This is a genomic window from Luteolibacter luteus, assembly GCF_012913485.1.
Lineage (GTDB): Bacteria > Verrucomicrobiota > Verrucomicrobiia > Verrucomicrobiales > Akkermansiaceae > Haloferula > Haloferula lutea.
Map to the genome: position 1 here is coordinate 288026 of NZ_CP051774.1, position 13409 is coordinate 301434.

The following is a 13409-nucleotide window of genomic DNA, read 5'->3' on the forward strand; positions in this document are numbered from 1 at the left end:
AAAGGGTCGGGGCCGGGGGATCCAGCCGATCATGCTTCGAGGGCCTCGAGGATTTCGTCGGCCACTTCGAAATTGGTGAAAACATTCAGGGTATCATCGTAGCCATCAAGCAGGTCGTAGAGTTTCATCACCTGCCGGGCGATTTCCGGGTCAGCGACCACGGAGGGGTTTTGGGGAACGGAAACGAGTTTTTCCGATGCGATGGTAAAGCCAGCCGCGCGCAATTCTGTCGCCACGGCCGCAAGTTCGATGGGAGAAGTAAAGACGATGTGTTCGGACTCGTCGCTCTGGACATCATCCGCACCGGCGAGGATCGCGGCTTCCATCATGCGGTCGTCATCGATGCCAGCCGCCGCGACGCGGATCTCGCCCTTGCGGTCGAACTGATAGGCGACGCTGCCCGGGGTGGCGACGCTGCCGCCGTTCTTCGAAAAGATCGTGCGGAAATCCGCCGCGGCTCGGTTGAGATTGTCGGTGGCGGCCTCGATGATGAAGGCGATGCCGGAGGGGCCGTAGCCCTCATAAGTCACTTCCTGGATGGCTTCACCTCCCAGCTCGCCAAGGCCCTTCTTGATCGCGCGATCAATGTTATCCTTTGGCATCGAGACGGCCTTGGCGTTGTCCACGGCAGCACGCAACCGGGCATTCATGTTGATATCACCACCGCCGGAGCGGGCTGCGAGGGCGATTTCATGGGCGCATTTACTGAACACCCTGCCCTTGATGACATCGACGCGTGCCTTGATGTGCTTGACCTTGGACCACTTGTTGTGACCAGCCATGATCGCTTGAATGGAGGAAACGAAGGGAAAGAGTCGGCACGAAGGCACGGTTCCATTCCCTGTTAGGAAATGCTTGAAGGGATTCTGAACAACGGAGTGACCGGGTATGGGGAACTCCTGCCAAAGTGCGAATTCAAACGCGGCAAGGTTTTCGAACCCGGAGGCGACTGCAACACCCGCAATCGCCATCGTCCATCGGACTGACGTAAGTTTGCCCCTCCTCGGGCGTTTGGCAAAGCAAAAAATTCACCCCGGAATCCGGCGCGGGAGCCCTTCGGGAGAGACGGGTTTCTTTTTGAAAATCAAAGTCCCGGGCGAGACCGCTCAAAAAAATTTAGTCCGCGTTATGGGATTGCGGAGATACCCGGGATCACTCGCCGGCCTTCGCCACCGGCTTTTCCCCGGTAATGGCGAGTCGGCAATGGACGTGTTCCCACATCGGCCCGGACCCATGATCAAGGCCTTCCGCCTCGACGCGCTTCCAAGCAAAACTCCAGTCTTGGGACTTCGCGAATTGCCCGCCCGCCCGATAAAAATTCCTCCCCCGCTCGATGCGGGTCGCGCCTTGCTTCATCGCCTCTTTCCCTGTGGAGAGATTCTTCCGGCCGGTATCGGCAGTGCCGAGATAGAGGGTCAGCGGCGCGGCGAGATATTCTTTGATCGCCTCGTCCGAAGCCATTGCCTCCGGAAGCCCGCCGAAGCCATAAGGGTAGTCCTGAGCGCGATCCGGAAACATCAGCGAGCCCGGATTCGCCAGGATCATCCGCTGCGCTTCATTCGGATAAAGCGCGGCCATGCGCCCGAGGAACTGCGCGCCTGCCGAGTGTCCTACGAGATAATACGGAAGCTTGTGGCCCTCGCGTTCGAAGACTTGTCCAAGCAAGGGACGCAGATAGTTGAAGGTCCACTCTTCCTCCGGCAGCACCTTGCCATCCCTCATCACCCCGCCCTCTTGGTAGGCCGCCACATCGAAGCGCGCGCGGTCGAACTCCGGCACCACAAGCAGCATCCCGAGCTTCTCCGCCAGCTTCCGCGCACCATCGCGATACCCCTTGGCATTGCGGCTCGCCCCATGGAAAAGGATCAGCAAGGGGCCGTCCTGATAGCTTGCGGGACGATGGGCGAAAACCTTGATCGCGCGATCGCGATAGCTGCATTCAAAAGTGAAATCCCCTGCGTGCTCATGCGGTTGGGGCGCAACCACGGCATTTCCCACCGGCTCGTTGGCGAGCACCTGCGCGAAGGGGCACAGCAGGAGTGAACCGGCGATCATGAGGGTAGTCCGAAGCGGGAGCCTAGGCATGGGGATCATACCCACGCCCGACCGCCATCTATCATACGACTTCCCGCAAAGGCCGTAAATTCGGGAAGCCCGGGAGGCAGGAAAGCGCTCCGCACTTCTCACCCTCTGAATTTTGGGCTCCTTTTTGCGACTCTTCTCGGCAGGCCCCCTCAGGGGATCACCCCCCACTCGGCTCAGGCCAAGCCCACCGCCTTGCGGACGCGGTCGATCACCGGTGCCGCCGCAGCGCGTGCCTTCTCCGCGCCTTTCGCCAGCACTTGATCCACATAGCCGGGATCCGCCAGCAGCTCCTCGCGCCGCAAACGCATCGGCTCGAAGCGCTCGAGATAAGCCTCCAGCAGGCGCTTCTTGAAATCACCGTAGCCGATGCCGCCGCGATCGTAGTCCGCTTCCATCGCTGCCACGTCCTCATCCTTCGCCATCAGGCGATAGAGCGCGAGCAAGGTGGAGCCTTCCTTCGGCTTCGGATCTTCCAGCGGCGTGGCATCAGTCACCAGCTTCTTCATGATGAGCTTCTTCACTTCCGCCGGATCGGCGAAAAGCGGGAGCGTGTTGTTGTAGCTCTTGCTCATCTTCTGGCCATCCAGCCCCGGCACCACACCGGTGGCCTCGCGGATCATCGGCTCGGGAATCACCAGGGTGCCTTCCCCGTAAGCTTCGTTGATCTTGCCCGCGAGATCGCGGGTGATCTCAAGGTGCTGCTTCTGGTCCTTCCCCACCGGCACGCAATTCGTGTCGTAGAGCAGGATATCCGCTGCCATCAGCACCGGATAGGCGAAGAGGCCGTGTTGCGGGGAGAAGCCATGGGCGATCTTGTCCTTGTACGAATGCGCCTTCTCCAGCTGGCTCACCGGGCAGACATTCGAAAGGATCCAGGCGAGTTCATTGACTTCGGGAACGGAGCTCTGAAGGAAGAAGGTGGAGCGCTCCGGATCCAGACCGGCGGCCAAGAAATCGATGGCCAGTTCGCGGGTGTATGCCCGTAGTTCATCCGGATTTTTCACCGTGGTCATCGCGTGATAGTTCGCGATGAAATAGAAGGCCTCGCCTTCATCCTGCAAACGCACGGCAGGCTCCATGGCCCCGAAATAGTTGCCCACATGGAGTTTCCCGCTGGGTTGCAGCCCGGTCAAAATACGCATGCGCGGAAGATGGACAGGAGCCCCCGGGGCGGTCAAGGGAGAGGAGAACGGCCGGATAAGGAATGACCCGGCCTTAATTTCTAAACGGAGGCGGCCTTTTGGAGTGCACCCCGCCCCGCGGGCTGGAAAACTCCGCCCATGAGCAACCTGACCGGAATCACCATCCTCGTCACCGGAGCGTCCAGTGGGATCGGTCAGGCCCTGTCCAGAATGTTGCTGGACCGCGGCGCGACGGTGCTCGGCGTGACCCGCCGGCCCGCGCAGCTGGTCGCCGGGGTGATCCCCCTCCAAGCGGATCTAACCAAGCGCGAGGAAATCCAGGCGATGTTCCAGCAGCTCGGCCAGATTGCCGCGCTCGTGAATTGCGCGGGCGTCGCCTATCTCTCGCGGATCATCGATGGCAATCCGGCGGATTGGGAAGAGATGTGGCGCGTCAACGTCTTCGCCCTCACGCTTTGCTGCCAGCTCTCGCTGCGCCACTTCCCGCGCGAGGGCGGCCGCATCGTGAACATCTCCTCCATGAGCGGGCATCGCGTCCCACCGACCGGCGGCTTCTATTCGCCCACCAAGTTCGCCGTGCGCGCGATCTCGGATGCCCTGCGCCTCGAACTGAAGGCTGCGAACAGCCCTGTGCAGGTCTCCTGCGTCTCGCCCGGCTTCGTCGATACCCCGCTCCTGGAACTGTACTTCCGCGGCCGCGAAGACGTGCTGCGAAAGACCAAGGAAACCATGGCCATGCTCGCGCCGGAAGACGTCGCACGCGCCATCATGACCATCCTCGAAGCGCCTCCTCACGTGGAGATCGGGGATATCCTGATGCGCAGTGCGGACCAGCGGATGTGAGGAGCTTCATCATCCATCACTCACTTCCTGGGGGGATGTTCGGCTAGATACTTCTCCAGCTTCAGCACCCTCGCCTTCAGCTCCTTTGTCAGGGCTTCACGCTCGCCAGGCTTCGCTGCGGCATACTCCCGAAGCACCGTCCCGACCTGCACCAACATTCCCGGGCTAACGTCCTCACCAGGACTCCAGGTTTCACCGACTTTTCCCGGAACAGAGAACTCAAAGGTCACGCCATCCAAGCCAGCTGTGCCTTCATCGGGCTTTCGTGTCCGCTCCAGCATCTGGTTCCACACCTTGACCAGCCGCACCGCCAGCGCCTTCTCAAGCGGAGCCGTCGAAGTGGAGATCGTCACCTCCTTGTCCTTCTTCTCCTCGTTGTGATCCGGCAGTGAATACCAGATACTCTCGTGAGCGATGCGTGCGGTGACTTGGAATTTCTCCGTCTTCTCCAGCTCCCGGTCTTTCTCACCACCATGGATGAAAACCAGCGACTCCCCTTCGAAAGACGGCCTGCACATCATCCTCGCAAAAGCAAAGTCCTCCGGCTTCAGCTTAGCATTCAGCTTCGCCACATAGGGCCTGCGCCATTCGGGATCATCATTGTCCAAGGGCAAAAGATGGTCAGGCCCGGACATACGCGCCTGTGACTTCGGATCGGCAATGGAAGGATCCCGCTCTTGCTCCGCCATCGCGATGAAGGCGGGCAGGAAACAGAAGATTGTTAGACCCAGAATTCTCCCCAGCATCCGCCGACTACAGGAAATCCCCCGGCAAATGGCGAGGTCCGCTTTATGAAAAAGCCATGGAGTGCGTGTGATGGAACCCCTTTATTTGCCCTACTTTCCGGATAAGCGCTCACCCTTTTCGTTTGCCGATTCCCGATCACCCGCCAAGGTCTCCCCCGTGCCCCGCAAGGCGGATGCCCAGGACGACTGGCTGTTGCGGGCAATCGGGCAGCCGGATTTCGAGCAGCGCCTGGCCCTCGCGGCCTCGGGTGCGGGGAGCGTCTTGTTTGAGCACGTCGATGAGGCCGCCCATGCCTGGCTGGCTGCCGTGCTCTGCCGGCACCTGAACGAATCGGGGAAACACCGCCTCTGGCTGGTCTGCCAAGGCCCGCGCCAACGCGAGCGGCTCTCCGCGGAACTCGAGCTCTGGGGCGTCCAGGCCGATGACCTGCCGGAGATGCCCGTGGAGCTCGAAGGCGGGCAGCTCGCCGATCCGGAAGCCGCCGCCGCACGCTTGGAGGTGCTGGATACCGCCGCGCAGAAAAAGACCTGCGTGATCCTCTGCGGGCCGGATGCCTTTTCCCAAGCGGCTCCCTCGCCCGCCGAACTCGCAGGCAGCCGCATCACCGTGCGCCAAGGCACGGAGGCGGATCCGCTCGATCTCGCGGCGAAGCTTTCCGCACATGGCTACGACCGCGTGACCACGGTGCAGGGCCGCGGCCAATTCGCGGTGCGCGGCGGCATCCTCGATGTCTTCCCTTGGCAAGGCGGCCACCCGCTCCGCATCGAGTTCTTCGATACCGAGGTAGATTCGCTACGGGAGTTCGATGTCGATACCCAGGCATCCATCGCGAAGCTCGATCAAGCCGAGCTGCTACTCGCCGAGCCGGAGCTGGAAGCCACCGTCGCGGACTACGTGCGCCCGGATGACGTGCTCATCGCCTTCGAGGAAGCGGAGGTGGACGCCAAACTCCGCATCACATCCGGAGCCGCTCCGGGCGAGGGTGAGGAAGACTTCACCACCGCCTGCTTCGGCAGCCCGCTAGGCACCTTTGAAGCGGGAGACTTCGTGCTGGAGCAATCCCGCCGCCAACGTTTCTTTGATCAGCTCGACGAATGGCGAGCACAGGATTGGAAGATCGGCATGGTCTTCTCGAACAAGGGCGAGGAAGACCGCTTCGTCGAGCTTGCCGGGCAAGACACCATCGGTGATGTGGTCCGCCTGCGCGGTGAGTTGGTGCAGGGCTTCACCGTGCCCGCCGCGCGCATGGCGGTGCTCTCCTCCAGCGAGCTCTTCGGCCGCTACCGCACGCCCGGCACGCTGAAGCGCTCGCGGCATGAGGGACACCGCGTACTCACTGCGCGTGCCTCGCTCGATGACATCGAGGAAGGCGATCTCGTGGTGCACCATGAGTATGGCATCGGCCGCTTCCGGGGCATCGCCCCCGGCGAGACCGGTGAGGAAATCTCGATCGAATACAAGGACGGCGGCTTGCTCTCGGTGCCGATCGATCAGGCGCATCTCGTCGCCAAGTATGTCGGTCTCGGCGGGAAGACGCCGGACCTGAACAAGCTCGGCGGCGCAGCATGGAAGAACATCCGCAAGAGCGCCGAGAAATCGATCCTCGATTACGCCGCCCAGCTCCTCCGCGTGCAGGCGGAGCGCCAGGCAGAGCCCGGCATCCCCCACCCGCCCGATTCGCGCTGGATGTGGGAGTTCGAGAACTCCTTCCACTTCACGGAGACGCCCGACCAACGCCGCGCGATCGAGCAATCGAAACGCGACATGGAATCGACGAAGCCGATGGACCGCCTGATCTGCGGAGATGTCGGCTTTGGCAAGACCGAGGTCGCCATCCGTGCGGCCTTCAAGGCGGCGACCGGTGGCATGCAGGTGGCCATTCTCGTGCCCACCACGGTGCTCGCAGAGCAGCACTGGCGGACCTTCCGCGAGCGGATGAGCGATTACCCGATCCGTGTGGATCTCTTGAACCGCTTCCGCACGCCCGCCCAGGTGCGGGATACCATTCAAGGCCTCGCCGATGGTTCGGTGGACATCGTCATCGGCACCCACCGCCTGATCTCCGGGGATGTGGAGTTCAAGAACCTCGGCCTCGCGGTGGTCGATGAAGAGCAGCGCTTCGGCGTGAAGCATAAGGAGAAGTTCAAGGAACTCTTCAGCCGCATCGACGTGATGACCCTCTCCGCCACGCCGATTCCCCGCACGCTCTACATGGCGCTGATGGGTGCGCGGGACATGTCCACCATCGACACCCCGCCGCCGAACCGCCTCCCGGTGCACACCAGCGTGGTGCAATATGACGAGCGGATCATCCGCGAGGCGATCCAACGCGAGATGAAGCGTGGCGGCCAGGTCTTCTTCCTGCACAACCGCGTGAAGAGCATCGAGATGATGCGCAAGAAGCTCGAAGAGCTGGTGCCAGAAGCTCGCATCCTCGTCGGCCACGGCCAGATGGAGAAAGACGAGCTGGAAGTGGTGATGCGGAAATTCGTCCACGGCGAAGCCGATATCCTGCTGGCCACCACCATCATCGAGACGGGCATCGATATCCCGAACGCGAACACCATTCTCATCGATCGTGCCGACCGATTCGGACTGGCAGACCTCTATCAGCTCCGCGGCCGCGTGGGCCGTGCGGGGGAAAAGGCCTACGCGATCCTGCTGCTGCCGCGCGATTTCATCACCGCGGGCGATGCCCGGAAACGCATCCACGCCATCAAGCAGTACACCGCGCTCGGCTCCGGCTTCAAGATCGCCATGCGCGACCTGGAGATCCGCGGCGCCGGCAATCTGTTAGGCACGAAGCAGAGCGGCCACATCGCAGCGGTGGGCTTCGATCTCTACTGCCAGCTCTTGCGGCAATCGGTGGACCGATTGCAAGGCAAGGTCCCGAAGGCACGCGTCGAGGCGAGCTTCCGCAGCGACTTCGTGGCCTTTTCCGAGAACGAATTCGCCCGGGGTTCCGGCGATGGTCCGCTGCTTCCCGCCTACCTGCCGAACTCGTGGCTCGGTGAAACGCAGCTGCGCGTCGGTGCCTATCGCGAGCTCGCGGAAGCGATGAGCCTGAAGGAGCTCGATGCCGTGGAAGCACGCTGGAAAGACCGCTTCGGCCGTCTTCCGGAACCTGCGGAAAACCTCATCACGGTGGGCCGCTTGCGACTTCTGGCGGCGAACAAGGGCGTAGCCTCCGTTGAGATCAAAGGCCAGCGCCTCATGCTTCAGCGCGGCGGCGATTACATCATGCTCGAAGGACGCCGCTTCCCGCGCCTCACCTCGGAGAAGCCAAAGCAGAAGCTGCTGGAAGCCGTGGAAATGCTGAAGGTGCTGTAGCCGCTTCCCCAAAAGCTTGAATGCACCGGAGCGGCTTCAGCTTCGATTGGCAATATCGCCTCTCCATCCATCGGGAAACTCGCGCCAAGGCGAACAAACCCAAGGAGTCACACGGCCACCCCATTGCCGGACTCCGCATTTCCACGGAATACCTCCGTCCACGTCCCTCTTCACGATCCGGACTAACCCGCCACGCCCACGTCCGTGATGCGTCAATTCTATCACTTCATGGATAAAAATCGCAGCGATCAAAAACCCGATTTCATAAGTATATACATGCCAACGAGCGTTGCACCAGCCCTTCACTGTCCCCATTTCCGGGGACAAATACGGCGAAAAAAACACAGAAAAACACAGCATAACAAACTTATTCCCAGAAGAATACAATACCCCACCTGCCTCACACCCCCTACAACCACCACATCAAGCCGTGCTTGGCTTTCTCTTTTCCCGGAATAGGAGAAGAGGTGTCACATCGCAACGTTTGCATCATCTCTCCTCCATGACGCAAACCCCTCATGCATAAGGATTTCTTTGAATCGGCTTATGTAGATCCAAAAACCACAAATACGGACCAAATACCCAAAATTGGCCCTCTGACAAAACCCAAGGAATGAAAAACCCTCGATACCCCATATGGGGAGCACTATGCTCCCTCATCACGGCCGCGCACTGCGCACCCGTGACTTGGACCACTGGTCCGACGTCGATCGACGCCCAGAACGAAAATTCGATCAGCCTGAACGGCACCCTCTTCCATGCAGGGTCCTGGGGCCCCGGTGGCACCACCGCTCCCATCACGCTGACGCTTCCTTCCGAGACGATCACGTTCGAAAATCTCACCGCAGGTGCCACCCTTGGCACTCTGAACGCGATTGCGACCGGCGGTGAGTTCACGAACAACGATCTGTGGATCCCCACCACCACGCCGGATGCGAATTTCCTCTCGGTCATGCGCGGCATGAACCCGGACGGTCCGAACCCGAAGGTCGTGACGGTCGGCCGTCTGGTGGTAGGCAAGCAATATCAGGTCCAGCTCTTCACTTCCGATGACCGCGCCTGCTGCAGTGGTCGCACGCAGGAATGGAGCGACAACTCCACCGATGGCCTCGGCTCGGAGACCTCCACCTTCACGATGGGCTCCAGCAGCTACGTGATCGGCACCTTCACCGCAAATGCCACCACGCAGAATTTCTATGTCCGTGGCGTGGCCCAAGGTCAGACCGGCGTCACCGCCTACATCCTGCGCGATCTCTCGCCGGATACCGACGGTGACGGCATTCCCGACCATGTCGAGATCCCCTCGCCCATTCTGAACGAGAACGACCCGGCTGATGCCGAGGCCGATCCGGACAATGACGAGGTGACCAATCTTGTCGAGTACCAGAAGGGACTCGATATGAACGACAACGACACCGACAACGACGGCCTGCTAGATGGCGAAGAGGTGAATATCTACTTCACCAATCCCAAGGTGGTCGACACCGACGGTGACAGCATCGGCGATGCGGAAGAGTTCGACCTCAACGGCAATCCTCTGCTGACGGATACCGATGCCGACTTCTTCCCGGACGGCTACGAGAAACTGGCGGGCACCCAGCTCGACAACTCCTCGAGCACGCCGGGCAGCCTGCATATCACGAACGCCGGCGCCCTGCTCGGCAGTGACCTGACGGATCCGGAAAACGACATCAATGACTCCACCCCCGCGGGTGCGAATTTCAACTGGGTCAGTGCCACCGCCAGCTCGAAGGCGAGCTTCGGTGCCGATGAGTCCGCCTTCAACGTCTTCGACAACAAGGTCGGCGGCGGCGAAATGAAGTGGTGCTGCGACGGGGCCAACCCGAGCCAGAACGTGACCGTGCAATTCGCGCAATACACGCGACTCTCGCACTTCACCATCACGTCTCAGAATGACGGTGCCGACTTCGATCCACGGGTCTGGGAGATCCAGGGATCGAACGACGGGACCAACTTCGCCACGATCGCCCGCATCGATTACCCGAACGTATCGATTTGGACCGGTCGCAACCAGACCCTGCGCGTCGACCTGCCCACGCCATCCCTGCCCTACAAGTACTTCCGCTACATCTTCTTCCGCACCGGTGGAGGACAGCACGCTCTCAATGAGCTCGAGTACTTCGGCACGCAAAGCAATACCGACGGCGATACCGACGGGCTGCCATTGCTCTACGAGCAAGTCTACAGCAGCTTCCTCAATGACGCGAACGCGGCCGACGCCGCCGCGGACCAGGATGGCGATACACTGAGCAACCTCACGGAATTCAACATGGGCACCAAGCCCGATGTGAAGGACTCCGATGGCGACGGTCTTGATGACAACCTCGAAGGCCCTGTCGGCGCGAATCCACTGGTGGCCGATACCGATGGCGACGGCCTGCCTGACGGACAGGAAGTCACGCTCGGCACATCCCCGACCAACGGCGACAGCGATGGCGACCATTTCCGCGATGCCTACGAAGTGACGGCCGGTAGCGATCCGACCGACTTCGACAGCACCCCGGGAGACGTCGTCATTACCGCCCGCGGCAATGGTGCGGGTGCCCTGATCGGCGGTGACATCACCGACCCGGACAACAACGGCAACGACTCCACTGATCTCGGCTCCGGCTTTGATTGGGCAAGCATCACCGCTACCTCGAAGGCGAGCTTCAGCCCGAGCGAAGGTGCCTTCAATATCTTCGACAACAAGCTCGGCGGTGGTGAGGCAAAGTGGTGCTGCGATCCAGCGCCTCAAAGCGTGACCATACAGATGCCGGCCAGCGTGGCACTCACCCACTTCACCATCGCTTCGTCGAACGACGCACCGGAGCGCGATCCGCGTGTCTTCGCGATCCAAGGATCGAATGACGGTGTAACCTTCACGAATATCTTCAGCCTCAATGATCCGGGCGCGTCCCTTTGGACCAGCCGCGATCAGGTGGTGGAGTTCACCCTGCCCGCACCGGCAGCGAACTACACCTACCTTCGTTACTCGGTCACCGCGACAGCGGGTACCATGCACGCACTGGGTGAGATCGAATTCTTCGGCAACCAAGGCACCGTCTCGGACACCGATGGCGATGGCATGCCGAACTTCTGGGAAGTCCAGTACGGACTGAATCCGAACAGCAATGCCGACAAGACGACCGACCTCGACAACGACGGACTGAACAACTTCGACGAATACACGGTCGGCACGATCCCGAACGACAATGACACCGACGACGACCAGCTGCTCGATGGCGCTGAAGCCCCGGCTGGTGGCAATCCGCTCGATCCGGATACGGACGACGACACCCTGCCGGACGGCCCTGAAGTGAACACTTACGGTTCGCGCCCCGACTTGCGAGACACCGACAGCGACAACTTCGGCGACGCCTACGAGGTCGCACGTGGCACGAATCCCGCAAACGCTTCGAGCACGCCCTTCGGTGCGACCTTGCAATTCCTCGGCACCGGAACCGGCGCCTTGCTCGGCCGCGACGTCACCGACCGCGACAACGACGGCAGCGATGCCACACCGGCCGGCAGCGGCTTCGACTGGACCAGCATCACCGCCACCACCAAGGCGGACTTCGGCGGCAATGAAGGCACCTTCAACGTCTTCGACAACAAGGTCGGCGGCGGCGAAGCCAAGATGTGCTGCGATCCTCCTCCGATGGATATCACCGTGAATCTGCCCTACGCCGTACGGCTCACGCACTTCACCGTGACCTCCTCGAACGACTCCCCGGCCCGCGATCCACGCGTGTGGTCCGTCCAGGGATCGAATGACGGCGTGACCTTCACGGACATCTACACCCACCTGGATACCAGCGCCGAGGTGTGGACCGCCCGCGATCAGGTCGCCCGTTTCAACCTCGCCTCCGCAGCCCCGGCTTACACATGGATCCGCTTCCATGTGGCCAGCACCGGCGGTAACCAGGTGGCGCTCGGAGAGATCGAATACTTCGGCATCGAACAGGATACCGATGGCGACGGGCTGCCGGACTTCTATGAGGTCAAGAACAGCAGCTTCCTCTCGCCGACCAATCCGAACGATGCGGCACTGGACCAGGATGGTGACGGACTCAGCAACCTGCTCGAATACCAGAACCACACCAATCCGCAGATCGGTGACAGCGATCAGGACGGTCTCACCGACCTGGCCGAAGTGAATGGCGACACCGACCCGCTGCTTGCGGACACCGATGGCGACCAGATCATCGACGGTGCCGAGGTCCATTGGGGCAGCGATCCGACAGCGGTGGACAGCCTGCCGAACTTCCCGGCAGTCGATTGGGGCACGGCCACCAATATCACGGGCAACCTCAGCGACTTCATCACCACCGGCACCCTGGTCCACGCATGGACCGGCGGCGGCACGGAAGTGAATGTCCCCGGAGTGGCCACCTTCTCGCCGGGCCCCTCACTGGGTGGCCGGGAAACGGGAGTGGATCCCTTCGCCCGCGCCAATGCGGACTACGATGCGCTCCTTGATGCGGCCAGCACTGCCGGACAAGCACGCTTCCTCGAAGTCCGCGGGCTGATCCCCGGTCAGAGCTATCGCATCCAAGTCTGGGTCGCAGACACCCGCACGGGCAACGAAGGCCGCAGCTGGAATGTCGGCACCTACGACCTCGACGACGAGAGCGTGACGCTGGAATCCGGCGAAGCGGGCAATGAAGCGGCCAAGCCTGGCCAATTCGTGACCGGCACCTTCGTCGCCAGCTACGAGACCCACTACATCTACATCGAGGGTCTTACCACAGGGGGAGCCCAGTACAATGCGGTGACCGTCCACATGACTTCGGTGCCTCCGCAACCGGCGAAGGTTACCAGCATCACCCGCGTGGGCAACAGCGTCCAGATCACGGTGACCAACCTTGATACCACGAAGAGCTACAAGCTGCGCCGTAGCTCGCCCACCCTCACTGGCTTCGCCGATCTGCAAGGCCCCTTCACCCCGAGCGGAACCACGCAGGTCCTGACGGACAATGCGCCGCCCGCGGGCAAGGCCTTCTACATCATTCAAGACGTTCCGTAAGTCCAGGTCCGGAACGCGCTTGTGCCATGCAGGTCCCCGGAGACCCGTTGCTCCGGGGGCCTGTTTTGGCTGCGGCCAATGACAAATTCCAACCCTTCATTTCAAACGAATGCCTCTGCTTCACGAATGACTTCAGGTGACGGGGCGGATCGGACTTGATCCGCCTCAAGCCACCCCGGGAACCTCATTCGGAAAAGCCTTTCGATTGCTTCAAACCATGGATCGGGATTTCA

General features: G+C 61.4%; 7 protein-coding genes. 3 read left to right on the top strand and 4 right to left on the bottom strand.

Annotated features, from left to right (window positions below; all coding sequences use genetic code 11):
- Positions 1-29: 29 nt before the first annotated feature.
- The 3 genes from HHL09_RS01065 to trpS all read right to left on the bottom strand — a co-directional run bounded on the left by HHL09_RS01065 (position 30) and on the right by trpS (position 3227).
- On the bottom strand, positions 30-782 hold the full coding sequence (locus tag HHL09_RS01065; protein WP_169452653.1) for a YebC/PmpR family DNA-binding transcriptional regulator: 753 nt from the start codon (positions 780-782) through the stop codon (positions 30-32).
- Between the two features lie 370 nt (positions 783-1152).
- Positions 1153-2055, bottom strand: a complete 903-nt coding sequence (locus HHL09_RS01070) for an alpha/beta fold hydrolase (RefSeq protein ID WP_169452654.1) — start codon at positions 2053-2055, stop codon at positions 1153-1155.
- Positions 2056-2258: 203 nt separating this feature from the next.
- Entirely contained in the window at positions 2259-3227 is a 969-nt protein-coding gene (gene trpS, locus HHL09_RS01075; protein WP_169452655.1) for a tryptophan--tRNA ligase, read from the bottom strand.
- A 138-nt stretch (positions 3228-3365) separates the two neighbouring features.
- Between trpS and HHL09_RS01080 the strand changes: the two genes are divergently transcribed.
- The gene (locus HHL09_RS01080; RefSeq protein WP_169452656.1) at positions 3366-4070 is read left to right on the top strand and encodes an SDR family oxidoreductase; all 705 of its coding nucleotides are present in this window, start codon (positions 3366-3368) and stop codon (positions 4068-4070) included.
- A 20-nt stretch (positions 4071-4090) separates the two neighbouring features.
- On the opposite strand, the gene HHL09_RS01085 is transcribed toward HHL09_RS01080, so the two are convergent.
- Positions 4091-4816: a hypothetical protein gene (locus tag HHL09_RS01085; RefSeq protein ID WP_169452657.1), complete on the bottom strand. Its 726-nt coding sequence runs from the start codon at positions 4814-4816 to the stop codon at positions 4091-4093.
- A gap of 157 nt (positions 4817-4973) precedes the next feature.
- Here HHL09_RS01085 and mfd point away from each other — a divergent pair, with 157 nt between their 5' ends.
- Together mfd and HHL09_RS01095 are read left to right on the top strand one after the other, a co-directional pair.
- Positions 4974-8147: a transcription-repair coupling factor gene (mfd, locus tag HHL09_RS01090; RefSeq protein ID WP_205760953.1), complete on the top strand. Its 3174-nt coding sequence runs from the start codon at positions 4974-4976 to the stop codon at positions 8145-8147.
- A gap of 613 nt (positions 8148-8760) precedes the next feature.
- On the top strand, positions 8761-13176 hold the full coding sequence (locus HHL09_RS01095; RefSeq protein WP_169452659.1) for a discoidin domain-containing protein: 4416 nt from the start codon (positions 8761-8763) through the stop codon (positions 13174-13176).
- Positions 13177-13409 lie beyond the last annotated feature (233 nt).

What these genes read in the sequence shown, in the direction of transcription:
- HHL09_RS01065 (WP_169452653.1), bottom strand. Translation starts at nt 782, where the DNA reads ATGGCTGGTCACAACAAGTGGTCCAAGGTCAAGCACATCAAGGCACGC.
- HHL09_RS01070 (WP_169452654.1), bottom strand. Translation starts at nt 2,055, where the DNA reads ATGATCGCCGGTTCACTCCTGCTGTGCCCCTTCGCGCAGGTGCTCGCC.
- trpS (WP_169452655.1), bottom strand. Translation starts at nt 3,227, where the DNA reads ATGCGTATTTTGACCGGGCTGCAACCCAGCGGGAAACTCCATGTGGGC.
- HHL09_RS01080 (WP_169452656.1), top strand. Translation starts at nt 3,366, where the DNA reads ATGAGCAACCTGACCGGAATCACCATCCTCGTCACCGGAGCGTCCAGT.
- HHL09_RS01085 (WP_169452657.1), bottom strand. Translation starts at nt 4,816, where the DNA reads ATGCTGGGGAGAATTCTGGGTCTAACAATCTTCTGTTTCCTGCCCGCC.
- HHL09_RS01095 (WP_169452659.1), top strand. Translation starts at nt 8,761, where the DNA reads ATGAAAAACCCTCGATACCCCATATGGGGAGCACTATGCTCCCTCATC.